At 38.7% G+C, this 24,998-nt stretch carries 29 protein-coding genes; all 29 read left to right on the forward strand.

From position 1 onward, the window contains the following. The 29 genes from prfA to RYO55_RS01430 all read left to right on the forward strand — a co-directional run bounded on the left by prfA (nucleotide 1) and on the right by RYO55_RS01430 (nucleotide 24,992). Entirely contained in the window at nucleotides 1–1,083 is a 1,083-nt protein-coding gene (prfA, locus tag RYO55_RS01290) for a peptide chain release factor 1 (RefSeq protein ID WP_303929869.1), read from the forward strand. Beyond that, a complete protein-coding gene (gene prmC / locus RYO55_RS01295; protein WP_314983817.1) occupies nucleotides 1,076–1,945 on the forward strand; it encodes a peptide chain release factor N(5)-glutamine methyltransferase in 870 nt (289 codons plus the stop codon). Before prfA ends, prmC begins: the two co-directional genes overlap by 8 nt. Before the next feature lies 1 nt (nucleotide 1,946). Continuing rightward, nucleotides 1,947–2,978 (forward strand): L-threonylcarbamoyladenylate synthase, encoded by a 1,032-nt coding sequence (locus RYO55_RS01300; protein ID WP_295815678.1) that lies wholly within the window; start codon nucleotides 1,947–1,949, stop codon nucleotides 2,976–2,978. A gap of 112 nt (nucleotides 2,979–3,090) precedes the next feature. Further along, the gene (locus tag RYO55_RS01305; RefSeq protein ID WP_295815676.1) at nucleotides 3,091–3,537 is read left to right on the forward strand and encodes a low molecular weight protein arginine phosphatase; all 447 of its coding nucleotides are present in this window, start codon (nucleotides 3,091–3,093) and stop codon (nucleotides 3,535–3,537) included. An 11-nt stretch (nucleotides 3,538–3,548) separates the two neighbouring features. Then, a complete protein-coding gene (rpiB, locus tag RYO55_RS01310) occupies nucleotides 3,549–3,986 on the forward strand; it encodes a ribose 5-phosphate isomerase B (RefSeq protein ID WP_012864499.1) in 438 nt (145 codons plus the stop codon). Nucleotides 3,987–4,031: 45 nt separating this feature from the next. Next, complete coding sequence (gene glyA / locus RYO55_RS01315) at nucleotides 4,032–5,264, forward strand: serine hydroxymethyltransferase (protein WP_004696166.1); 1,233 nt, start codon at nucleotides 4,032–4,034, stop codon at nucleotides 5,262–5,264. A 185-nt stretch (nucleotides 5,265–5,449) separates the two neighbouring features. After that, a complete protein-coding gene (upp, locus tag RYO55_RS01320; protein ID WP_004696164.1) occupies nucleotides 5,450–6,076 on the forward strand; it encodes a uracil phosphoribosyltransferase in 627 nt (208 codons plus the stop codon). A gap of 29 nt (nucleotides 6,077–6,105) precedes the next feature. Beyond that, entirely contained in the window at nucleotides 6,106–6,555 is a 450-nt protein-coding gene (locus tag RYO55_RS01325; protein WP_314983818.1) for a zinc ribbon domain-containing protein, read from the forward strand. Between the two features lie 169 nt (nucleotides 6,556–6,724). After that, nucleotides 6,725–7,750 (forward strand): sugar-binding domain-containing protein, encoded by a 1,026-nt coding sequence (locus RYO55_RS01330; protein ID WP_314983819.1) that lies wholly within the window; start codon nucleotides 6,725–6,727, stop codon nucleotides 7,748–7,750. A gap of 71 nt (nucleotides 7,751–7,821) precedes the next feature. Further along, nucleotides 7,822–8,832 carry a type I glyceraldehyde-3-phosphate dehydrogenase gene (gene gap, locus RYO55_RS01335; protein WP_004696160.1) on the forward strand — a complete coding sequence of 337 codons (1,011 nt, stop codon included), beginning with the start codon at nucleotides 7,822–7,824 and terminating at the stop codon, nucleotides 8,830–8,832. Nucleotides 8,833–8,845: 13 nt separating this feature from the next. Then, entirely contained in the window at nucleotides 8,846–10,024 is a 1,179-nt protein-coding gene (locus tag RYO55_RS01340; protein WP_314983820.1) for a phosphoglycerate kinase, read from the forward strand. A 1-nt stretch (nucleotide 10,025) separates the two neighbouring features. Next, nucleotides 10,026–10,796 carry a triose-phosphate isomerase gene (tpiA, locus tag RYO55_RS01345; protein WP_314983821.1) on the forward strand — a complete coding sequence of 257 codons (771 nt, stop codon included), beginning with the start codon at nucleotides 10,026–10,028 and terminating at the stop codon, nucleotides 10,794–10,796. 13 nt (nucleotides 10,797–10,809) lie between these two features. After that, entirely contained in the window at nucleotides 10,810–12,336 is a 1,527-nt protein-coding gene (gene gpmI / locus RYO55_RS01350) for a 2,3-bisphosphoglycerate-independent phosphoglycerate mutase (protein WP_314983822.1), read from the forward strand. Nucleotides 12,337–12,455: 119 nt separating this feature from the next. Then, entirely contained in the window at nucleotides 12,456–13,739 is a 1,284-nt protein-coding gene (gene eno, locus RYO55_RS01355) for a phosphopyruvate hydratase (RefSeq protein ID WP_314983824.1), read from the forward strand. Nucleotides 13,740–13,926: 187 nt separating this feature from the next. Further along, nucleotides 13,927–14,937 (forward strand): GspE/PulE family protein, encoded by a 1,011-nt coding sequence (locus RYO55_RS01360; RefSeq protein ID WP_314983826.1) that lies wholly within the window; start codon nucleotides 13,927–13,929, stop codon nucleotides 14,935–14,937. Further along, nucleotides 14,921–15,940 (forward strand): type IV pilus twitching motility protein PilT, encoded by a 1,020-nt coding sequence (locus RYO55_RS01365; RefSeq protein ID WP_278606598.1) that lies wholly within the window; start codon nucleotides 14,921–14,923, stop codon nucleotides 15,938–15,940. The genes RYO55_RS01360 and RYO55_RS01365 overlap by 17 nt, the downstream gene beginning before the upstream one ends. Before the next feature lie 8 nt (nucleotides 15,941–15,948). Further along, a complete protein-coding gene (locus RYO55_RS01370; protein WP_278606597.1) occupies nucleotides 15,949–17,124 on the forward strand; it encodes a type II secretion system F family protein in 1,176 nt (391 codons plus the stop codon). A 37-nt stretch (nucleotides 17,125–17,161) separates the two neighbouring features. Then, on the forward strand, nucleotides 17,162–17,608 hold the full coding sequence (locus tag RYO55_RS01375; protein ID WP_314983829.1) for a prepilin-type N-terminal cleavage/methylation domain-containing protein: 447 nt from the start codon (nucleotides 17,162–17,164) through the stop codon (nucleotides 17,606–17,608). 53 nt (nucleotides 17,609–17,661) lie between these two features. Then, nucleotides 17,662–18,204 carry an A24 family peptidase gene (locus RYO55_RS01380; RefSeq protein ID WP_314983830.1) on the forward strand — a complete coding sequence of 181 codons (543 nt, stop codon included), beginning with the start codon at nucleotides 17,662–17,664 and terminating at the stop codon, nucleotides 18,202–18,204. Next, nucleotides 18,183–18,644, forward strand: a complete 462-nt coding sequence (locus RYO55_RS01385) for a hypothetical protein (RefSeq protein WP_004696141.1) — start codon at nucleotides 18,183–18,185, stop codon at nucleotides 18,642–18,644. Before RYO55_RS01380 ends, RYO55_RS01385 begins: the two co-directional genes overlap by 22 nt. Nucleotides 18,645–18,651: 7 nt before the next feature. Continuing rightward, nucleotides 18,652–19,008, forward strand: a complete 357-nt coding sequence (locus RYO55_RS01390; protein WP_314983832.1) for a hypothetical protein — start codon at nucleotides 18,652–18,654, stop codon at nucleotides 19,006–19,008. Next, on the forward strand, nucleotides 19,005–19,673 hold the full coding sequence (locus RYO55_RS01395; protein ID WP_314983834.1) for a hypothetical protein: 669 nt from the start codon (nucleotides 19,005–19,007) through the stop codon (nucleotides 19,671–19,673). Before RYO55_RS01390 ends, RYO55_RS01395 begins: the two co-directional genes overlap by 4 nt. Beyond that, entirely contained in the window at nucleotides 19,654–20,061 is a 408-nt protein-coding gene (locus tag RYO55_RS01400; protein WP_314983836.1) for a hypothetical protein, read from the forward strand. The genes RYO55_RS01395 and RYO55_RS01400 overlap by 20 nt, the downstream gene beginning before the upstream one ends. A gap of 9 nt (nucleotides 20,062–20,070) precedes the next feature. Beyond that, the gene (locus RYO55_RS01405) at nucleotides 20,071–20,925 is read left to right on the forward strand and encodes a hypothetical protein (RefSeq protein WP_314983837.1); all 855 of its coding nucleotides are present in this window, start codon (nucleotides 20,071–20,073) and stop codon (nucleotides 20,923–20,925) included. Continuing rightward, nucleotides 20,909–21,505, forward strand: a complete 597-nt coding sequence (locus RYO55_RS01410) for a fimbrial assembly protein (RefSeq protein ID WP_314983839.1) — start codon at nucleotides 20,909–20,911, stop codon at nucleotides 21,503–21,505. The genes RYO55_RS01405 and RYO55_RS01410 overlap by 17 nt, the downstream gene beginning before the upstream one ends. A 7-nt stretch (nucleotides 21,506–21,512) precedes the next feature. After that, nucleotides 21,513–21,902 carry a hypothetical protein gene (locus tag RYO55_RS01415; RefSeq protein ID WP_314983841.1) on the forward strand — a complete coding sequence of 130 codons (390 nt, stop codon included), beginning with the start codon at nucleotides 21,513–21,515 and terminating at the stop codon, nucleotides 21,900–21,902. 119 nt (nucleotides 21,903–22,021) lie between these two features. Next, nucleotides 22,022–22,825, forward strand: coding sequence for a shikimate kinase (locus RYO55_RS01420; protein WP_314983843.1), 804 nt, complete (start codon nucleotides 22,022–22,024; stop codon nucleotides 22,823–22,825). 10 nt (nucleotides 22,826–22,835) lie between these two features. Continuing rightward, a complete protein-coding gene (locus RYO55_RS01425) occupies nucleotides 22,836–23,750 on the forward strand; it encodes an ATP-dependent 6-phosphofructokinase (protein ID WP_302498111.1) in 915 nt (304 codons plus the stop codon). Between the two features lie 159 nt (nucleotides 23,751–23,909). After that, a complete protein-coding gene (locus RYO55_RS01430) occupies nucleotides 23,910–24,992 on the forward strand; it encodes an efflux RND transporter periplasmic adaptor subunit (protein WP_004697057.1) in 1,083 nt (360 codons plus the stop codon). Nucleotides 24,993–24,998: the final 6 nt, after the last annotated feature.

Here is a 24,998-nt window from a genome sequence, read left to right on the forward strand (position 1 = left end):
ATGTTAGTTGATAAATTACAAGTTATTGAAGATAAATTTATGGATCTTGAGCAGCGCATCAGTGACCCTGAAGTCATTGCTCGCCAAGATGAATGGCGTAAATTAACACGTCAACATGCTCAATTATCTGAAACAGTTGAAACATTCCGTACTTATAAAAAAGTATTAGCTGGTATTAATGAAGCTATGGAAGTTATTGAAGATAAATCCATGGATGACGAATTCCGCGAAATGGCACAAGAGGAATTGAAAGACTTAAAACCTCAAAAAGAGGAATTAGAAGAGAAATTACAAATCCTTTTATTGCCTAAGGACCCTAATGATGATAAGAATATTATCATTGAAATTCGTGGTGGTGCCGGTGGTGATGAAGCGGCATTGTTTGCAGGCGATTTGTTTCGTATGTATACAAAATATGCGGAGAGCCAAGGCTGGCGTTGTGAAATTATCGATGCTAATGAACCTGAACTAGGTGGTTTTAAAGAGGTTATTTTCTCTGTTGATGGTGAAAATGTATACTCTAAAATGAAATTTGAGTCTGGTGTACACCGTGTACAACGTGTACCTGCTACAGAAACACAAGGTCGTGTACATACGTCTACCGTTACAGTAGCGGTATTACCAGAAATGGAAGATGTTGATATTGAAGTTAATGAAAAAGACTTAAAAATTGACACGTATCGTGCGAGTGGTGCAGGTGGTCAGCATATCAATAAAACAGAGTCTGCTGTTCGTATTACACACTTGCCATCTGGTATCGTTGTAGCATGTCAAGACCAACGTTCTCAATTACAAAACCGAGAAAAAGCTATGCGTGTATTGCGCGCTAAATTACAAGACCAAGCTGAACAAGCGGCCATTTCTAGCATGGCAGCAGACCGTAAGAGCCAAGTTGGTACAGGTGACCGTAGTGAACGTATTCGTACCTATAACTATCCACAAGGTCGCGTAACAGATCATCGTATTAACTTAACATTATATAAATTAGATGCTATTTTAAATGGCGATCTTGATGAAATTATTCAAGCCTTAAATGCTGCAGACCAAGCGGCAAAAATGCAGGAGGCTAATACAAATGCATAAGGAGATTTGGACAATCGGTCGTATTCTCCAGTGGACAGAGCAGTACTTTCAAAGCAAGGAGATGGATACACCTCGACTTGATGGGGAAGTACTGCTTTCTCACATTTTAGGCAAGGATCGTATTTATCTATATACCCATTATGACCAACCGCTTATTCAAGAGGAACTTGATGCTTTTAGACCTCTCGTTCAAGAACGAGCTAAGGGTCACTGTGTAGCGGCGATTATTGGGGAAAAGGACTTTATGGGATTGACCTTTAAGGTTAATGATAAAGTATTGATTCCTCGACCTGATACAGAAACTTTGATTGAGTATGTACTAGGCACATATCCAAAAGATAGCGATATGCGTGTACTCGATGTATGTACGGGTCCTGGTACGATATTGTTAAGTCTATTACACTACTTGCCGAATGCGTGTGGAGTAGGACTTGAAATATCTATCGACGCTTTGTCAGTGGCTGAGGAAAACTGTGAAAGGTTTAATTTAAATGATCGTGTTCAATTTATAGAATCCGATATGTTTTCTGGTTTGGTAGGTAAAACTGAGAAGTTTGACCTCATCGTATCGAATCCACCATATATCTGTACAGGGGATGCTGAATTATTGTCTCAGGACGTGTTAAATGAGCCTCATATTGCCTTATTTGGTGGTGAAGATGGACTTGATTTTTATCGTATTTTGACTAAATCATGTGGTAAATATTTAAAATCGCAAGGCCGTATAGCTTTTGAAATAGGTTTTGATCAAGCTGAGGCTGTAAAGTCTTTATTAGAGGAAACAGGGAAGTATTCTAATATTCGATGTATTACTGACCTTGGTGGAAATGATCGCGTTATAACAGCTGTGTATGAGGGATAATATGGATACTCAAATTATTACAAATCCATCAGATCAAGAACTAGATATGCTTGCTCGCGCTTTGCGTAATGGCGAATTAGTGTCCATTCCTACAGAAACTGTATATGGATTAGGTGCTAATGGGTTGGATCCGGAGGCGATGGATAAAATCTACACCGCTAAAGGCCGCCCTTCCGATAATCCACTTATTTTACATGTTCCTAATAGTGAAAGTATAAAACCTTTAGTAACAGAGGTTTCAAATACGGCACAATTATTAATGGATACGTTCTGGCCTGGTCCGTTGACAATCACATTGCCTAAATCAGATTTAGTGCCAAATCGTGCTACAGGCGGGTTACCTCGTGTTGCTTTACGTTGCCCTGATCATGAGCTTTGTCGAGCTTTATTAGAGCGTGCTGGTGTACCTATAGCGGCTCCTAGTGCTAATATATCTGGACGGCCAAGTCCCACAACGGCACAAGATGTTTACCATGATATGAAGGACCGTATTTCCTATATTTTAGATGCTGGTTCATGTACGATTGGTGTAGAGTCTACTGTGGTGGAAGTTCATGATGATAAGGTCATTATATTGAGACCTGGTGGAATTACAAAAGCACAGCTAGAAGATGTTGTGTCTACGGTTGAGTATGATACTGCTCTCGTTAATGCAACAACTAAGCCTAAAGCTCCTGGTATGAAGTATACCCATTATGCTCCTGATGCACCTATGACAGTTGTTGTAGGCAGTCCAGAAGATGTAGCAAGTACTTTCAAAGAGCTTTCTGCAGAGGTAGAAGGTCTCATAGGTTGTTTGGTAAGTCATGAAACGTATAATTTGATTAAAGGGGATACACGCTTTATATGCCATTGTTTTGGCCATCATAGTGATGCTTTATCATTAGGTCATGACTTTTACAAAAGTCTATTACATTTTAATGAAAATCATGTTACCCTAATCTTGGCAGAAGGTGTTGATGATGACGGTTTTGGTGTTGCTATTATGAATCGTATGGAGAAGGCATCGAGTCATCATATCATTTATAAGTAAATTTACTAGCATAAAAATGTCCACTGATAATAGAAATATGTCTTTACATATTGGATGAATTTGCTATAATGTATAAAGTAATCACAAAATGTGATTAAGTAAGGATGTTATTATGAATATTTTATTTGTGTGTACCGGTAACACTTGCCGTAGCCCTATGGCTGAAGGTATTACACGGGTACTTGCAGCGGAGCAACATAAGGATGTTACCACTGTATCGGCTGGGTTATTTGCCGCTTATGGCGCAAAACCAACTGAACAAGCCGTGGAAGCCGTCCGTTCCATTGCAGATATTTCTGATCATGAATCGAGACCATTGACGATGGAACTCGTGAATGCAGCAGATCTTATCATTGGTATGACGAAAGATCATAAATCTGTACTACTTCGCCAATTTCCATTTGAGGAAAGTAAAATCAAAACGATTTCCGAGTGGGGTGGTCAAGATGGTGATGTTACGGACCCATATGGATCTGATCAAACCGTATATAATCAATGTGCGGAACAAATTTATCACTTAGTAGAGGCTGGTCTTGCATCAGTGCCTCAGAAGGCGTAGGAGATGAAATTATGAAAGTTGCAATCGGTTGTGATCATGGCGGATTAAATTTAAAGGCATCCGTTAAGGAATTGTTAAATGCATTGGGACATGAAGTAGAGGACTTTGGCTGTCATACAGCTGATTCTTGCGACTATCCTGATATTGCTGTACCTGTAGCAAATGCGGTTGTATCTGGTCAAGTAGACAGAGGTATTTTAATTTGTGGTACTGGTATTGGTATCGGTATTGCAGCAAATAAGATTGCAGGTATTCGCGCTGCTCTTTGTCATGATACATTCTCTGCGCATGCATGTCGTGAACATAATGACGCTAATATTCTCACAATGGGGGAACGCGTTATCGGCCCCGGCCTTGCAAAGGATATCGTTACTATTTGGATGGCAACGGATTTTGAAGGTGGCCGTCATGAACGCCGTGTGGAAAAGATTAAAGCCTTAGAGAAGTAATACATCGTTACCTTATACGCATATATTTACATGAGGAGGATACTTATGAGTTTCTTAGAAAAACAAGACCCTAATATTCAAGCTGTTATCAATCAGGAGTTGGCACGTCAACGTGACAAATTGGAAATGATTGCTTCTGAAAACTTCGTTTCTCAAGCAGTAATGGAAGCTCAAGGTAGCGTATTGACTAACAAATATGCAGAAGGGTATCCTGGTAAACGTTATTATGGTGGTTGTGAAAATGTTGATGTTATTGAAACATTAGCTATTGAACGTGCAAAACGCTTGTTCGGTGCAGAACATGCTAACGTGCAACCTCACTCTGGTTCTCAAGCAAACTTTGGCGTGTATTTCGCATTATTACAACCAGGTGATACTATTGTGGGCATGAACTTGTCTCATGGCGGTCACTTAACTCATGGTTCCCCTGTTAACGTATCTGGTACATATTTCAACGTAGTACCTTACGGTGTAGATGCAGAAACACAACAAATCGATTATGATGAGTTCCGCAAGATTGTCTTGGAAGCAAAACCTAAATTGATTATTGCCGGTGGTAGTGCTTATAGCCGTCAAATCGACTTCAAAAAAATGGCTGATGTAGCTCATGAAGTTGATGCTATCTTCATGGTAGATATGGCTCACTTCGCAGGCCTTGTAGCTGCAGGTTTACATCCAAATCCTGTAGAATATGCTGATATCGTTACTACAACAACTCATAAAACATTGCGTGGTCCTCGTGGTGGTATGATTCTTTGCAAAGAAAAGTATGCTAAAGCAATCGATAAAGCCATTTTCCCTGGCATCCAAGGGGGTCCTTTGATGCATGTTATCGCTGCTAAAGCCGTAGCATTTGGTGAAGCTTTACAACCTGAGTTCAAAGTATATGCACAACAAGTCATCGACAATGCAAAAGCGTTGGCTGCAGCATTGCAAGAAAAGGGCTTAACAATTGTTTCTGGTGGTACAGATACTCATGTTATGCTTGTAGATGTTCGTAATACTGGTTTAACTGGTAAAGAGGCTGAACACTTACTCGATGAAGTAGGTATTACATGTAATAAAAATACAATTCCATTTGATCCAGCTAGCCCATTTGTAACAAGCGGCATTCGACTTGGCACGCCAGCTCTTACGACACGTGGTTTGCAAGTGAAAGATATGGAAGAAATTGCCGATATTATTGCAGTGGTCCTTAAAAATCCTGAAGATAAATCGGTCCATGAAGAAGCTAGTAAACGTGTCGCTACACTTTGTGAAGCGTATCCATTGTACTAATCGATTACATTAAAATTACATTATATATTTATAGTCCTATAAGTTTATAGGTAGTATAAAAGGGGTGTGCCCTCGGCACATCCCTTTTAATATTTTTATGGCATGATTTTCTAATCTGTGATAGAGTAAATATGATAGTTAATAGCTAGAATGGGATATGTATATTGTTTTATAGGAGGACAGTCATGAAAGTTAATGTTATGACACATCCATTGATTCAACACAAAGTTACATTGATGCGTGACGTACAAACAGGCTCTAAAGATTTCAGAGAACTACTTGATGAAATTACTATGTTGATGGGGTATGAAATTACACGCAACTTACCACTTGAGGATGTGGAGGTAGAAACACCATTAACTAAAATGATTGGCAAACGAATTGCAGGTAAAAAATTGGGTATTATTCCAATTCTTCGCGCTGGTCTAGGTATGGTAAATGGTATGCTTAGTTTAATTCCAACTGCAAAAGTTGGTCATATCGGTTTGTACCGTGATCCTGAAACTTTGAAACCAGTAGAATACTACTGTAAACTACCATCTGACGTAGGCGAACGAGACTTTATCGTAACTGATCCAATGCTTGCTACTGGAGGAAGTGCAGCAGCAGCTATTACATTGTTAAAAGAAAAAGGAGCTAAGCATATTAAGTTAATGTGCTTAGTGGCTGCTCCTGAAGGTGTAGAGGCTGTAAATAAAGAACATCCTGATGTACCTATTTATGTAGCAGCACTTGATGAAAAACTTAATGATCATGGTTACATCTTGCCTGGCTTAGGGGATGCTGGTGACCGTATCTTCGGTACAAAATAAGGGGAATTTTGTAGGGGGGAAGTATTAAAATGATCATTATAAAATGTATATTTGGGTTTATTATTTCTTGTATAGTTGTTGATGGTTACATGGATTTTGTTTATAATCCAATATGGACAAAACCTATGTCAATGATTCCAGTGATTGCTGCTTTATTTTTAATACCAGCAATTATTGCAAATAAAAAAGGACGTTCCTTCTTCTTGTGGCTGATTTATAGTAATTTATTGTGGATTGTTGCTTTAGTTCATGCTATTTCACTTAAGGATAATGATAGTGTTAAGGTTAAAGATAATAATCTTAAGAAATGCCCATATTGTGGGGAATTTATTCGTAATGAAGCTATTAAGTGTCGATACTGTCAATCTGATTTATCAGAATTTTCATCTGAACATAACACTGATGAGATCAATGGAGAATATGAACTAACCTCAATGGAATTAAAACCTTTTGAAGACAGTACCAATCAGTCTAAATAATAATTTATATAGAAAACGCCCTAATTGGGCGTTTTTTTTGCTTGAATAAAATTCACATAGGGTATACAATACAAATGTAAAAGTATTTTTTTATTTTAGGTGGGACGGATTTTGTTCACATGGGACGAAAAACGATTCATGCAATCCAAACGGGTAAAGGAGGGACCCGATGAACGAATTTCTAATGATATGTGAACGTATTGTTCCTGAAATTGTTAGCGTATTGAAGGAGCGATACAAAATACTAAACCACCTTGTTTATGAAGAGCCTATAGGCCGTAGGACATTAGCTACTGCAACGGACCTTCCTGAGCGAACCGTACGAAGTCATATTGAGTTAATGCGTGCTAATGGTCTTGTAGACATTTATAAACCAGGGATTTTTCTCACTGATGAGGGACATGCAATTGTTCCAAAGTTGCGAAATTTTTTAAATGAATTAGATCGTATTAACGAGCTAGAACATCGATTGACTGAAGCACTTCATATCGATAGGGTTATCATCACTCCTACTGAAGGAACCTTGATGGTTAAAAAGTTAGGTTTTGCAGCAGCAAAGCTATTACAGGAATTATTAGAGCCTGACTCTGTAGTCGCCATCAGTGGTGGCAGTACAATGGCTGCAGTAGCTGAAGAGATGCCAGTATTACCATTTAATCCTATTGTTGTACCTGCCCGGGGTGGCGTTGGTGAGGTAGTGGAGTACCAAGCTAATGTAATCGCTTCTGTGTTAGCTGAAAGACTTCGCGGGTCCTATAAGATGCTCCATTTACCTGATGGACTTTCACAAGACTCATTACATATGCTCATGACTTGTGAACCGCAAATTAAAGAAATTGGAGATCTCATTAGTAGGACTGACGTACTATTATTTGGTATTGGTACTGCAATGCGCATGGCAGATCAGCGCCATATTGCTGATGATGTGCGTAAGCAGTTGATAGATAATCATGCGGTAGGTGAAGCACTTGGTCAATATTGTGACATTGAGGGTAAGTTAATTTATTCTACTAATAATATTGGTTTATCACTTCCCGATGTAGCAAAGGTTCCCAATGTTATTGCTGTAGCTGGTGGACAAGAAAAAGCGAGCGCTATCATAGGTGTGATGCGAGCTTGTCGCAAAGGTATACTCATCATCGATGAGCAAGCAGCGGAGGGGATGCGTCAATTGTTACAAATTTCTGCCTTATAGGCGAATTAGTAGTTATACATTTTAAATTGAAATTTAGTTAGAATATTTTTTGTTATTAGGAGGATTTAACAATGGCAGTAAAAGTTGGTATTAACGGTTTTGGTCGTATTGGCAAATGTGTAGTTCGCGCAGCGATTAATAATCCTGACGTTGAGGTTGTAGCAATTAATGCAACTGGTGATAATGAAGGTACTGCATTATTGTTAAAATACGACTCTGTACACGGTACAATTCCTAACGAAGTAACATTCGACGAAGAAAATATCTACGTTGATGGCAAAAAAATCCGCGTATTCCATGACCGCGATGCTTCTAAATTACCTTGGTCTGAAGAAGGCGTAGAAATCGTAATTGAATGCACAGGTAAATACCGTGATGCAGAGGAAGCAAAGGTTCATTTGAATCAACCTACTGTAAAAAAAGTATTGATCTCTGCACCTGGTAAAAATGAAGACTTAACTATGGTTATGGGTGTTAACCAAGATATGTATGATCCTGCAAAACATCACATTATCTCCAATGCATCTTGTACAACAAACTGCTTGGCTCCATTCGCTAAAGTATTATGCGATGAATTCGGCATTAAACGCGGCATGATGACAACAATTCATTCCTATACTAATGACCAAAAAATTCTTGATGCACGTCATAAAGACCCTCGCCGTGCTCGTGCAGCAGCTATGTCTATCATTCCTACAACTACTGGTGCAGCAAAAGCTGTTGCTAAAGTATTGCCTCAATTAAAAGGTAAATTAGATGGCTTCGCATTGCGCGTTCCAACTCCAGACGTATCTGCTACAGATCTTGTTTGCGAACTTGAAAAACCTGCAACTAAAGAAGAAATCAATGAAGCATTCCGTAAAGCAGCTGCTGGCGAATTAAAAGGTATCCTAGGTGTATCTGATGTGCCATTAGTATCTTGTGACTTCAGCTCCGATCCACGTAGCTCCATTGTTGACGCTGATTTAACAATGGTTATGGATGGCAATATGGTAAAAGTTGTTTCTTGGTATGATAACGAATGGGGTTACTCCGAACGTCTTATCGACATGGCAGCATTCGTAGCAAGCAAAGGCTTATAATCAGGAGGCTTTGATGAAACAAACAATCGAAGGTTTACAAGTAGATAATAAAACAGTATTTGTTCGTGTTGATTTTAATGTTCCTATGAAAGACGGTGTCATCACTGATGACACTCGTATTCGTAGTGCCTTACCTACTATCAATTACTTAATCGAAAAAGGGGCAAAGGTTATCCTTGCTTCTCACTTTGGTCGTCCAAAAGGAGAACGCAAACCTGAAATGTCTTTGGCACCATGTGCTAAGCATTTATCTGACCTTATCAACAAGCCTGTAGCATTCGTAGATGACTGCATTGGTCCTAAGGTTGAAGAAGCCGTAAATGCATTACAACCTGGCGATGTATTGATGCTTGAAAATTTGCGTTATCACAACGAAGAAACTAAAAACGACCCTGAGTTTGCTAAGCAATTGGCAGCTCTTGCAGATGTTGCTATCAATGATGCGTTTGGTGTTTCTCACCGTAATGCAGCATCCGTAGTTGGTATTGCTGACTATATTCCTATGGTAGCAGGTTTCTTGCTCAAAAAAGAAATTGAAGCATTAAGTGCAGCTGTAGTACATCCTAAAACACCTATGGCGGCAATCATTGGTGGTGCAAAAGTAACAGATAAAATTTCTGTTATTTCTAACCTTTTGCCTAAAGTTGATGTAATGATCATCGGCGGTGGCATGGCTAATGCGTTCATTAAAGCACAAGGTTGCAATATTGGTAGCTCTTTATTTGAAGAAGGCCAAGAAGCTATCGCTACAGACCTCGTTATGGAAGCTCGCGTAGCAGGTGCTAAATTATTAACACCTATCGATGCTGTAGTAGCAGATGCTTTCAGCAACGATGCTAATACTAAAATTGTAGACGTTGATCAAATCGAAGACGGCTGGATGATATTAGATATTGGGCCTAAAACACGCGAACTTTATATAGAGGCATTGGCGCCAATGAAGACTATTATTTGGAATGGTCCTATGGGCGTATTTGAAATGGAAAACTTTGCAGCTGGTACGAATGCAGTAGCGAAAGCTGTAGCTGAATCCGATGCGATGACTATCGTTGGCGGTGGCGACTCTGTGGCAGCCATTGAAAAAAGTGGCTTAGCGGATAAAATTAGCCACATCTCCACAGGTGGCGGTGCATCTTTAGAGTTCTTAGAAGGCAAAATCCTACCAGGTATTGCTGCATTGTCTGAGGCATAATATGAGAAAACCCATTATTGCAGGGAATTGGAAAATGAATGGCACCATTGCGTCTGGATCAATTCTGATCGAAGCGTTTAACAGCGTGTTACAAGATATGGAATTGTTCTGTGATGTAGTTGTATGTCCGCCTTTCACAGCCATCGAACGTGCTGTAGTATTGACGAAAAATACAGCTATTGAAGTAGGTGCACAAACTATGGATTATCATGATGCTGGTGCGTTTACTGGTGAGATTTCACCACTTATGCTTACAGAGGTAGGCGTTAATTATGTAATCATCGGTCACTCTGAGCGCCGTGAATATTATGGTGAAACAGATGAGACCGTTAATGCAAAAATTAAAAGTGCATTTCATCATAATTTGAATCCTATTGTCTGTGTTGGTGAAAGTTTAGAACAACGTGAAACAGGTCATACGATTGACTGGATTACATCACAACTTAAAGGGGCTTTGGCTGATATTCCGAAAGAGCAAGTCAGCCAATTGATTATTGCGTACGAACCAATTTGGGCTATCGGTACTGGCAAGACAGCAACGGCTGATCAAGCTGAAGAGGTATGTAAAGAAATCCGCAATTACATTCGATCTCTATATGATAATGAAACTGCTGATGCAGTACGCATCCAGTATGGTGGTAGCGTTAAATCAGAAAATGCATTAGAAATCCTTGGAGAGCCTAATATTGACGGTGCTCTCGTAGGTGGTGCATCCTTAGTGGTCGATGAATTTATTGATATTATTAAAGCTGCAAACCAAGTAAGCGCTTAATATGAGGTTACAAATGGCTAAATTAGAGGCTCCCGTAATGCTAGTCATCCTAGATGGCTTTGGCTTGGGGGATAAATCAGACACAACCAATGCTGTAGTACAGGCGAAGCCGCTCTGTTTTAATCGATTATGGGATATGTATCCACATACAACATTAGAAGCATCCGGACTTGCGGTAGGCCTTCCAGAAGGTCAAATGGGAAACTCTGAAGTTGGCCATTTAAATCTTGGTTCTGGTCGCATCGTGTATCAAGATTTGACTCGTATTACTAAAGATGTCGAGTCCGGTGAGTTTTATAATCGTCCTGTTATGAAGGAACTATACGAAGTAGCTAAGAAGCAAAGCTTACATCTTATAGGCCTAGTTTCAGATGGCAATGTGCATTGCTCCTTAGATCATATTAAGGCAGTCATTAAAGGGGCTCATGATAATGGAATCGAGCATGTGTATGTCCATGCTTTGCTCGATGGTCGTGATGTAGCTCCGCAATGTGCACAAGGCTATTTAAAGGACTTAGAAGCGTATATGGCAGAGCTCAACTGTGGCAAAATTGCTACAATTAGTGGTCGCTATTATGCAATGGACCGCGATAATCGTTGGGACCGCGTTGAATTGGCATACAATGCCATTGTAAATGGTCAAGGTGAAACAGCTGGGTCTGCTTGTGAAGCGGTACAACAGTCCTATGACAAAAATGTAGCAGATGAGTTTGTGCTTCCTACGGTGATTGATGCTGCAGGGACTATCAAAGATGGAGATGCGGTTATATTCTGTAACTTCCGCCCAGATCGTGGTCGTGAACTTACAAAAGCACTAGTGTTACCTGATTTTGATGGCTTTAAACGGAAGCCACTATCTATATATATGGCAACTATGACAAAGTACGAGGATGGTTTGCCCGTACATATTGTGTATGAAAAGGATACATTATCTGAAACATTAGGTGAAGTTCTAAGTGCAGGTGGTTATCGCCAATTGCGTATTGCGGAAACAGAAAAGTATGCTCATGTTACATATTTCTTCAATGGCGGTGAAGAGGAACCCTTTGAAGGTGAGGACCGCATTCTCGTAAAATCCCCTCAAGTGGCAACCTATGATTTACAGCCAGAAATGAGCGCTTATGAAGTGACCGATAAGGTTGTACAAGCAATTCAAGATGAAACGTATGATATGATCATTTTGAACTTTGCTAATCCAGATATGGTCGGTCATACGGGTAGCTTTGAAGCCGCTGTTAAAGCAGTTCAAGCTGTAGATACTTGTTTGGGTCGTATTGTAGAGGCTATTCGCAGCAAAAATGGTCATCTGTTGATTACAGCAGACCATGGCAATGCTGAGCTTATGGTCAACCATGAAACCGGTAAGGTGCATACGGCACATACTACGAATTTAGTTCCTTTAATTTTAATGAGCGACACACTTAAAACAGCTACACTAGAAGCTGGTAAACTATGTGATATTGCGCCTACATTATTAGACTTGGCTGGTATAGAACAACCAACAGCCATGACAGGACATAGTTTAGTACATAAAGCATAATATAGAACTTTCACTATATTTCTGGTTAATTAGAGTTAACTATATGTATGATATAGCTCAATATATATATAAGGGTTGTCAGAAGACAACTAATCTATTAGATTTTATGAGGTGAAAAAATGGCAGTAATTGAACAAGTCATTGCAAGAGAGATTTTAGATTCCCGCGGTAACCCAACTGTTGAAGTTGAAGTATGTTTAGAAGATGGCACTATTGCCACAGCAGCTGTTCCATCCGGTGCTTCCACAGGTATGTTTGAAGCCGTAGAATTACGCGATGGTGACAAATCTCGTTACTTAGGTAAAGGCGTTTTAAAAGCTATCGATAATGTAAATGCTAAAATCGGTCCTGCTCTTATCGGTTATGACGCTACAGAACAAGTGGCAATCGATAATTTGATGTTGCAACTTGACGGTACAGATAATAAATCTAACCTTGGTGCAAACGCAATTCTTGGCGTATCTATGGCAGTAGCTCGTGCAGCAGCTGAATCTTTGGATCTGCCACTATTTGTATACCTTGGTGGCTTTAATGCAAAAGAGTTACCAGTTCCTATGATGAATATCTTGAACGGTGGTGCACATGCGGATAATAACGTAGATATCCAAGAGTTCATGATCATGCCTGTAGGCGCTGAATCCTTCGCAGAAGCTCTTCGCAGCTGTGCAGAGGTATATCATACATTGAAATCCGTACTTCATAGCAAAGGTCTTAGCACTGCAGTAGGCGACGAAGGCGGTTTTGCTCCTAACTTGGCATCTAACGAAGAAGCATTGGAAGTAATCTGTGAAGCTATTAAAGCAGCTGGTTATGAACCTGGTAAAGACTTTAAATTAGCTCTTGATTCTGCATCTTCTGAATTCTATGAAGATGGCAAATATAACCTAGCTGGTGAAGGCAAAGTTAAAACAGCTGCTGAAATGGTAGATTTCTACGAATACTTAGTAGGCAAATACCCAATCGTATCCATCGAAGATGGTCTTGCTGAAGAAGATTGGGAAGGCTGGAAATTATTGACAGATCGTCTTGGGGACCGCGTACAACTCGTTGGTGATGATTTATTCGTAACTAACACAAAACGTTTAGTTCGTGGTATTGAACTTGGTGTAGGTAACTCTATTCTTGTAAAAGTTAACCAAATCGGTACCCTCACTGAAGCATTCGACGCTATGGAACTTGCTAAACGCGCTGGTTACACTTGTGTAGTATCTCATCGCTCTGGTGAAACAGAAGATACATTCATCGCTGATATTGCTGTAGCTGTAAATGCTGGTCAAATTAAGACTGGTGCACCAGCTCGTTCTGAACGTGTAGCTAAATACAATCAATTGCTTCGTATTGAAGAAATGTTATACGAAACAGCACAATATAAAGGTAATGACGTTTTCTATAACTTAAAATAAAAATCGTCTTAGCTAAAAGTCTAATAAGGGCGCCCTACGGGGCGCCTTTTTTGTATGCCCAAAATAGAAAAGTTTTCGCTTCGTGGATTTTTAAAAATAAAAGAGGGATTTAGAGGCTGATGTCGAAACCTATAACGCCATACGCTAGTGTGAGGTAAAAACATACCGCAAGGTATTGGAGGTGACCATGTATGTAGACGTAACATTAGACGATATTATCTTGTATGCCTTAGAACACCATGTAAGCGATATCCACTTTGATCCCGTTAAAAGTGGTGCTCATGTTCGGTTACGACAAGATGGACTGCTGCAACATTACATGACTATATCCTTTGAGGAGGCTGAACTCATTATTAACCGTATCAAGGTGTGTAGTTCTCTAGATATTAGCGAGAAGCGTTTACCCCAAGATGGTCGTTGGGCTTGGAGTCATAAAGATAAGTCTGTAACAATGCGTGTGTCTACATTGCCTAGCCTATACGGAGAAACCTTAGTATGTCGCCTTATGGGGAATGAAGGGAGCCATAAAGATTTAAAAGCGCTAGGGATGCGAACAGATATTTTTGAGCATATTGCACAATTATTGAAACGTCCTTATGGCTTGTTGCTTATCTGTGGGCCGACTGGCAGTGGTAAGACAGCCACCTTATACGCCATGTTACGCATGCTTAATCTAGAGGAAACAAAGTTAATCTGTCTCGAAGATCCTGTAGAGGCTGAAATAAAAGGGGCTATCCAAATTGGTATCAATGAAAAGATTGGTTTTACCTTTGCCAAAGGTCTTCGGTCTGTATTACGGCAAGATCCAGATACGATTATGATTGGTGAAATTAGGGATAAGGAGACCGCAGAGTTAGCCGTTAAGTCTGCTTTAACGGGGCATCGTGTATTATCTACTATACATACCAATACAGCTATAGGCGTTGTAACACGACTCATGGATATGGGGGTAGAGCCGTATTTAATACGGGCTACATTAATGGGAGCTATTGCACAACGGCTAGTACGAAAATTCGATGGTACAGTATATCAAGGACGGACTGCTTTATTTGAATACTTAGAAATACCAGCTAATTCGGCTCATTGGGACCAATTAGAAAAACATTTATTATTGTCATTAGAAGAGTCTGCTCGTGAGGCCGTATCTCAGCATGTTACATCTATAGAGGAGGTGCATCGTTGTGGACTTATGTTGTAAGAGTGAAAGTTTAGAAACTATTGTAGAAAAGGCAATACAATTATCATCAACAGATATTCATCTACAATGTGGGCAGCCTATCTATTTGCGACATGGTGATGGATTAAAGGCTACTTCGTTTATGTGTACTACAGAATTAATCGAGGATATCTTGCGCCGTTGTGGTATAGCCTCCTATGAGTGGCAGTCGCTTGATGAGGCTTGTTCCTGTTGTGGTGTGCGGATCCGTATTCATCTATATCGAGCTAATCAGACTATATGTGGTACATTGCGATTACTCTGTCATCAACAACTAAAGTTAGATGACAATAGTGAGGGGCAACTGCTACAAAAATTATGTGAAGCACATGATGGTTTATTGCTTGTTTGTGGCCCTACAGGTAGTGGTAAAAGTTTTACCTTAGCTTGTTGTATTGATTATATTAATCAGACTATGGAGCGTCACATTATTACCTTAGAGGACCCCATAGAATTTGAGTTTGCACCTAATAAGTCTTTGATCCATCAACGACAATTAGGTGCTGATATCAATACTATGTCAGATGGTATTCGAGACGCCTTACGAGAGGATCCGGATGTCATTATGGTAGGCGAACTTCGAGATCGAGAAACCCTTGAAGCGGCACTTCATGCGGCAGAGACTGGTCACCTTGTAATGGCGACCATGCATACACAGCGTGCAGTGATGGCTGTTCATCGCATGATTTCTCTGTTTCCTGGGGAGCAACAAGAAGAGGTACGCAATCAAATATCTCAAGTGTTACGAGCCGTTATATGTCAGCGTTTACTTCGATGGAATAAAAAGTTCATTACTATTCGTGATATTTTGCTAAATACCCATGCAGTAGCAAATTTGATACGGACCCGTAAGGAACCACAAATCATTTCTATTCAAGAAACACAACTACCAATGAAAACATTAGAAATGGCTGTGCGAGATGTAAAGGCACAATATGGAGCTCAACAACAATTACATACCTTGCTTGATCAACAATTATCGTAGGTGGATATATGGAGGCTTATGAATATGTCGTAAAAAATAATCAAGATAAAACAGAAAAAGGTTTGATGTGGGGTGACTCAGAACAGGAAATTGCAATACGGTTAAAACGGGATGGCTATAAAATTTATAGGATATCGTTACAGGATGAAAAAAAGAAACATAAATGGAATCATACTATGGTGGTAGATGTGACTTATCAATTAGGTCTACTCATTGAATCTGGTGTTCCATTACGGCGTGCCTTACAGTTACTCTGCCAGGGGAAACGAGGACTACTCTATACAGCTTTATATGAATCTATAGAGCGTGGTCAGACTTTATCACAAGCTTTACGAAGTGAAGGATGTCCTCCTATTGCTTTGGCTTTACTAGAAAGTGGTGAAGCAGCGGGCACCTTGGGTGAAAGTTTACAATATATATCCCGTCACTATGATTGGGAGAGGCAGCTGAAACAAAAGGTTATAAGTGCTATTTCTTACCCTTTATTTCTTCTTTTAATGATGAATATATTTTTTCTAGTCACCATTTTGTTTATTATTCCTTCATTTGAAAATGTATTTACCACTATGCATATTACATTACCTCTGATGACGCGAGCTCTTTTTGTATTAGGACAAGGGTTAAAATCGCATCCTCTAATGGTAATAGCTATACATTGTGTTGTAATAGGTTCATTAGCATTTGCTTATAAACAACATAGTATAAAGTGTAAAGTACATCGTTGGCTTTGGCTATTGGCTCACCGATACCAATGGAGTACTTGTGTGTACTATACGAGCATGTTAAAAGTTTGGGCTCTCTTACTAGATTCTGGTATCTCTATTATTCACACCATGAATATCACTCGCCCTTTGTGGGGAAATATATATGGTGCTGAATGTAGTGAACAGGTGGAAGCAAAGTTATTATCAGGACACTCATTTGAAGAAAGTTTGCGTAGTGGTCAGATAGGAAATCCTTTTATATGGCAAATGATCTCCATTGGAGAAGAGAGTGGAGAATTAGTGAAAATGTTAAACCACTGTGGGTACTACTATGAATCTATACTTTCAAAATATATTGCTCGTTTAGAACGATTGTTGGAACCGATTCTACTAACCGTAATGGGAATTGGTGTAGCCGTATTAGTTGTATCTGTTATGTATCCCTTATTTACGTCCATTGCCAACTTAGGAGGGCAATAGACAATGTTACTATTTAACTATTAAAAAGGAGGATATTATGAATTCTGTTATGCATATGATTCATGAAGCGAATCATCGATTAGAAATGTGCGGTCAATGGATCGTAGATCGATTACATATTTCTCGTGTTCGAGAAGGGTTTAAGAAATCGAGAAAAGGTGGATTTACTCTTGTTGAATTAATGGTTGTAGTGGCGGTTATTGCTATACTAGCAGCTATTGCGATGCCACAATTCTTATCTGCTGCGGATAAAGCTCGAAACGCTAAGGAAACAGCAGATATACAAATAATTAAGAATGCTACTCAGTTGTATATGATCGACAAGAATGTTGACACACCCCCAACAGTAGAAAATTTATATAAGGAAGGATATCTTACTGAACATGTTAAGACTGCAAAAGGGAAGGAATATACTATTACTTATGAAGTTGTCAGTGGTGGGACCTCAAAATCTGTTGTTGTTAAAGCACCTAATGAGCCTTAATTAACTTGTATAGGTTATGAATTACATACGTTAGTTATATGAAAGGACAAGGTATGAAAGGGACCAATTATGTAATAGGGCTCATTGTATATATAGCATCCATAGTTCTGCCTGTTATATTTTCATCGAAAGCAATATCTTATACTCACATTGCTTTGTATGCTGCGTTTTCACTCATCATCATAGCAGGTGCTACCATCGATATGCATTACTATATATTGCCTGATGAAGGAGCGCTAGCTCTTGTAATAGGGGGGATTATGTATAGCTATATAAATGATAAATCTATGTTAGTAACCGTGTTAAGTGTTATGAGCGTAGGGGCTATTACATATGGACTTCGTTTGATCAGCCATAAAGGTTTTGGCATAGGAGATATTAAATGGTTTTCTGCTATTGCAATGTGGCTCTCGCCATGGGAAATTATATGTTTTTTTTACGTAGCATTTTGTGTTGGTTCTCTCTATCTCTTACTAACAGGTTATCGTAATCGATATATCCCATTTGGTCCCTTTTTATGCTTTGGTGGATGGTGTGCCTTACATGGGGGTTCCTATATGGAGGTGCTTTACCAATGGTTAAGGTACAACTTATAAATCGTCAAAGTGGATCTTTACTGGCGGAATGGATTATTACGCTTGGTTTAATTTTACTGCTCATCTCTATTGCTTTACCTATTGTAATAACACCTAGTCGTTATACCTTAAATGGTACTACGCAAGAGGTGGTGTATATGCTCAAGAAAGTTCAACTTTGGTCTATGCTAGGACATAAATCTAATGGTAAAGGGAGAATGCTTTTTATATTAAATAAGGACAGTTACACCTTAGAGGAAGATGCCAATCATCATACGGTAAACATATCATTACCGTCAAATATTGAGAGCACGCGGTCTATGACCATTATTTCTTTTTCAGCTTTAGGTTTACCTTATGATGGGACAGAAATTATTTTGAAAGATCGTGAAAGTGGTGAGAAAAATCGCATATGGATATCTGTACAAACGGGGCGTATTAGGTGGGAAGAAGTGCACTGAAGGATTTATGTATGGTGATGCCTTAATATCAGCTGCTATAATCATGCTCATTTTACCTATTGTATTATCTATATTTTGGATGGCTACCCTTACGGTATATAAGGCGTATTATTGGGATCATATATTGCAAGATACCATAACGTATTTAGAAAAGGATAAAGCTTCTTACTATAAAACTGGAACAATAGAAGCAGGTGTATATAACTCTCAATTCACTATGAGTCCTAGTGAAAAAATTACTTATAAAACACATATAAAGCCTGTAGTGATAGAAGGTGTATCTTTACAACGATTAACAGTAGATGCCATAGATAATCAATCTGTTGTTTACTCGCTATCAGTTGATTTGGAGGGGATACATTGAAGGGCGAGGATATAGAAAAGGTAATTGGAAGGGATAAAGAATACAAGCAGAATCCTATAACAGATAAAAATAAGAATAAAAATATGAATAAAAATAAGAATAAGAATAATATGGGATTTGTTTTGTATTCTACGCTCATTAGTATGACGATTTCTGTCATAGTTCTTACCATATTGTTAGGTATCGTATTCTATGCAGTTATGTGGGATGCTAAATTACTGGATAGTGTAGCTATGATGGAGGATGGCCGATATACACGACGGATGGTTGTGGCTCAAATGATATGGAACCCTGTGAAGGTTACTGTAGAAGACCATAATAAGAGTTTATATATTCACGATACAAAACGTACAACCTTAACTGTACAACGTCATGCACTATACAGAAAATTAACAGATGGTAGCTTGCAGCCTGTCAGTGGCAGTCGAATTGTAGGAACTAAGGATAAACGAAATGTGGGCTATACTCAGGAATATCCTTTTAGTGTAGATACTAATGGGACCGTGCATTTGCGATGGTATATTAACAATCGTTTTGTTAATGATAGGAAATATACAAGTGGTTATGGAGGACTAACCATATATGAGGTCTCTATTGGACAGAGTGCTATTTATGATTGGTATAAAAGTAAAGAGGAGACAAGTCATGAACATAGGAGCCCATAACGCGGGCTTTATTACATATATAGCGATACTTACGATGTCCTTTTTATTACTATTAGCTTTTATGGGGCTTCGTATAGGACAAATATGTGAAAGTAATGTGGTAGATGAATTGCGTTTGGAAGAAGCTCATTACGCGGCACAAAGAGGTGCTCATTGGTTTGTTGGCTATTGTAAATTAGGAAATGTATGGGACTTTCAAAATAAACTAGTTGTAATAGATGATGAAAATGTAGAGATTACTATTGAAGCGGACAGCTCAACAGATAATCCGCGTCATATTATGAGTTATGGAAAACTGAAGAATAGTGAAATCGTGAGTCGTGTACATATGTATGTGACCGTAGATAAAGAAAAACATATGCATGTTATAAAGGTAAAACCTTATTGAGGTGATTCTATGAAACGAAAAAAGAAAATACATTCTGGAGTATGTATAACTGATGAACATATTGTATGTGTTACCGCTCATATAGAAAATAAAACAATGGTCATTACCGATGCGTTGGAGATGAAGCGTACGGGACCTATTGATGAAGACGTTACAAAATTTATTGAAACTTATGATTTAGACGAAGGTGCTTATAGTATTGTAGCTAATATCGATACGCAAATGCATATAGCACCCTATGATCCCCACGATTTTGATATGAAGGAGTTCATAAAGTGGAATGTGGAGGACTACTTTAGCTTTGATGGGGATAGTTTCCAAATGGATGCATGTCGTCGGGAATATCCACGCCATAATTATCATATGTTTATGGTAGCTGTAGATCGACATTCTCTAGAACTTTTGAAACAAGGGATACGAGATACTTATGCACCCGTTGATGTTATTGATTTTTGGCCTATTCCTATTTGTTACTGTTTGATGCGGCGTAGTGGTACTGTAACAGGCGTTGTGGAAGAAGGAGCCATGCATTTATGGCTTTGGTGGAATGATATATGTATTCAAGAGTGTACGGTACCTATTACAGGTAGCGATGTAGCTGAAGCTATGGATAAGTTAGAAGTGAGGTTACAAGACTTTGGTATGGATGAGATACAGGGGGTTCGAATGTATGGGTTAGAATCTATAACAAATGAAGAACGGACAGATATGGAAAGTATTATTTCCATGTATGGGGAAACTGAATATATTCCATTATTATTCTTAGGTCGTGGTCGTAATCGTTGCAAGCAAGGACAATTAGATTGGGACATGGCTATTGGTATGGCAGCAAGGGGGCTTAAATGGATTGGATTGGGCTGGTAAGGATAGATGTATTAATTTAATGCCTCGCTCGTTACGATGGCATAGTTTATGGCATGCCTATCGATACCTTTTTTATGGGATAAGTATTATATACGTTATAGTAGGATTTGTTACCTTATATAGTTGCTGGTCAAGCTATCGTAGCTATGAAAATAAGAAGACAGATTTTGTACGATTGCAAGCAAATGCTCAGTATCAAGAAATACATCAACATTATGGTGAATTAATGGAAATAAGAAATAAAATAATAAAGAATAAACTCTCTAAGAATCAGACTGATATATTACCCAATACAATGGTCGTATATATTCTTGATGTCGCCATGGCAGAACATATTAGTTTACAGCATCTTAGCATTAAGGAGGGACGTATCAGTATAGATGGTATAGGCACGAGTGACGAAGTGTGTCGTAAATTTATTGCTATTCTCCAACAAAAATTACTAGGAATGGAGTGTCATGGAACGGTTAAAGCAGACAAAGGTGTTTATACATTCCATATGGATGGATCTAAAAGAGAGCACAACGTATCAGGTCGAGAAAATATTAGCGGGCCTAGTGTTGTGGGGGATACTCATTAGCCTTTCTATGTATGGGCATATCTATTTTGAAGAAAAAAATAATAACATAAAAAATCAACAAGAAAATTATGTTATACAAATGAATGCTGAGTCAGATTATATAGTGTCTAATGAAGCAAAACTATTAGAATCTTTTATAGAGAACAAGACATCAAATATAAGTTCTAATACAAGTATTTTTGATTCCTTGCAAGGAGAACCATTAATGATTGTTAGTACTGATGAGCATGAAGGTATACTAGAATTAATGTTATTAGGTAGTACAGAGCGTATGATTAATTGGATAAATACTGTTGAAGAAAAGGATCCTTCACGCCGTATAGAAATAGAAGATATAGAACGTAAAGGTAATGTAGTTTATGTACATTGTGCAGTTAAATCGATTATAAAACCGTAATGAAAATTGTGTGTATTATATAAAGACAGATTATAGATTTTATGTCTATAGTCTGTCTTTGTTTTTGGGCTATTTTATAGTACAATGAAGGATATGTAATGATAAGGGGCACATAATAGATGATAATAAAACGGAATATTATGCTCATCGGCTCTATGGGAAGTGGCAAAAGTCACTTCGGACGAAACCTTGCGGAACGCAAGGGGTGGCAATTTGTAGATACCGATCGCGTATTAGAAAGTCGTTTTGGGTTGCCCATTGCTGAGATATTTAAAAAGATAGGAGAAAAAGCATTCCGCCGCGCCGAAATGGATGTACTAAAAAAGGTTTGCTTATACCATGAAGCAGTGATTTCTGTGGGGGGTAATTTTCCTATTGAACATCGCACCTTAAAGGTATTAAAAAAATATTCTTATATCATTGGTATCCGAGCTGCGCAATTCCGGATTGTGAGTCGTGTGAATCGCCGCGTTGGGAAAAGACCAACTATGGACTATAATAATGTAAATGCCTTTGTACATGCTATGATACAATCGTGGAAGCCCGTGTATAAGCAGTGCGATTTTGTACTAGACACAACAAATGGTCGGACCTATGATTTCATACATCGTATCGAGGACGAATTAGAGGCCTCAGATGTGCAATTTAAAGCAAGACGTCAACCCAATGATACAAACGATGTGGATGCTAAAGTAGCATCTAGGGAAATACAATTTAATAATCATCAAAGTAGAATAAAAGAAGTTACTGAAGTAGTATCAGATAAAGTAATATCTAATAAAGTCCGGTATGATAAACGTTATAAAAAAAAGACTTCTTATCAAACGGATAAAGAACGTAAGGCAAATAGTATATCCAAAAAACGTACACCACAAGGGGGTAATGGATATGAGAAAAATCGCAATACTAACAAGCGGCGGTGACGCACCTGGAATGAACGCCGCCATAAGAGCGTTAACTAGAAAAGCTATACATGAAGGCTTTGAAGTGTTTGGCATTGAGCGTGGCTATTTAGGTATTATTGAGGAAAAGATATTTCCATTATCGAATCGAGACGTTGGTGGCATCATAACACAAGGTGGCACGATGCTGAAAACGGCTCGTTTTCCAGAATTTCAAAATGAAGAGATTCAACGCAAAGCTTATGATATTTTGGAAGCTCATGACATTGATCATCTGGTTGTTATTGGTGGGGATGGTTCCATGCGTGGTGCTACAGGTTTATCTAAACTTGGCATGTCCACCATGACCATTCCATGTACGATTGATAACGATATGGGTGGTACGCAATATACGATAGGATATGATACGGCTCTTAATACGGTAGTTGATGCGGTTGGGCGTATTCGGGATACCTCAAACTCCCATGAACGTGTAGCTATTGTGGAGGTCATGGGGCGCAAAGCTGGCCATATTGCATTAAAGGCAGGCCTAGCTTGTGGGGCAGAAATAGTTTTGGTTCCTGAAAATCCAATGCCTTTACATGCGGTGTGTCGTCATTTAAAGGAAACACAAATTCGGGGTAAAGAATATAGTGTCATCCTCGTTGCAGAAGGTGCCTATAACAGCGGTGAGGTGAAAGCTTTCATCAAGGAGCATACGGAATTTGATCCTAGCTTAACCGTGTTAGGATACTTACAACGTGGTGGTGGTCCATCGGCATTTGATGCTATTTTAGCGGCTCGTATGAGTGAAGCCTGCCTTAATTTATTAATGAGTGGTGTCGATAATCGATTAGTAGGTTATATAGATGGTCATATCCGCGCCCTATCTTATGAAGAGGCAGAACGTCTTGAATTTCCAATTGATGAAAAGGATTATAGACTATTATCAATATTGAGTAGTTAATGGCCCGTAAGGGCCATTTTTTATATATCATAATTTATTCATTAATGAAATTATATTGCGTAAAAGCAATTGGTGCTGTATAATTTAAAAAAACTATATGTGTTGATATAGAATAAATGTCTTTTTAATATATCTTCATCTTAAAAAAAGGAGATCATAATGAAAGAGTTCTTGCAAAAGCATCGTAAACGTATAGTAACAGGTGCTGTTGTTCTTTGTGTTCTTGGTGGGGGCACATATTACTACATGGATAGTCTAAATGCAAATCAAGCACAAACGTTATACACTACTGGCAAGGTTGAAAAGGGTGATGTAAAAACTAGTATCAGTGCTACAGGTACTATTAACCCTGTAAATTATGTAGATGTTTCTACAAATGTTGCTGGTAAACTTGAAAAAGTTTTAGTTAAAGAGAATGATCAAGTTACGGCGGGGCAAGTTATCGCTTATATTGATACACGTCAATTACAAGCGTCTGTTGATGATGCTCGTGCAGCGTTGGCTAAAGCAGAACTTGATATGAATCGTTATAAATCTTTGGCGGCTCAAGATGCTATTGCACAACAAACATATGATGATTCTGTAACAGCTTATGAACGTGCTAAATCTACCTATGAACGTGCTGCAGCGGATTTAAGTGATGCTACGATTACAGCTCCAATGTCTGGTACTGTTGTAGGTACACCGCTAAAAGCAGGTCAAACTATTAGTACTGGTATCTCCACACAAATGATTATTGCTACTATTGCAGATTTAAAAAATTTAGAGATTTATCTTACTGTAGACGAAACAGATATTGGCAATATCAAACAAGGTGCTAAGGTAGAGTTTACTGTAGATTCTAAGCCAGGTGAAACTTTCACTGGTTACGTTTCTGAAATTGCAAAAGGTACAAAAGGTAATATGGGCACTACAAGTAGTAGTGTTGTGTACTATACTGTTAAGGTTCAAATTCCTGAAAATATTGCAGGTAATTTCCTACCAACTATGACGGCTCGTGCCACAATCTTTGGTGAAGATATTAAAAATACATTGGTAGTTCCTCTTACTGCTGTACGTACGGACAAACAAGGTGAGTATGTATATGTTATAAAAGATGGTCAACCAGTACGAACCGCTGTCTCTACAGGTGTAACTGGGGATACTAATGTTCAAATTTTAAAAGGTTTATCTGAAGGTGATGAAATTATCGTAAGCGGTGATGTAAATGCACCCAAAAATAATGTAGCTGGACCATTCTAAGGGTAG

This window comes from uncultured Veillonella sp., from assembly GCF_963551295.1.
Taxonomy (GTDB): Bacteria; Bacillota; Negativicutes; order Veillonellales; family Veillonellaceae; genus Veillonella.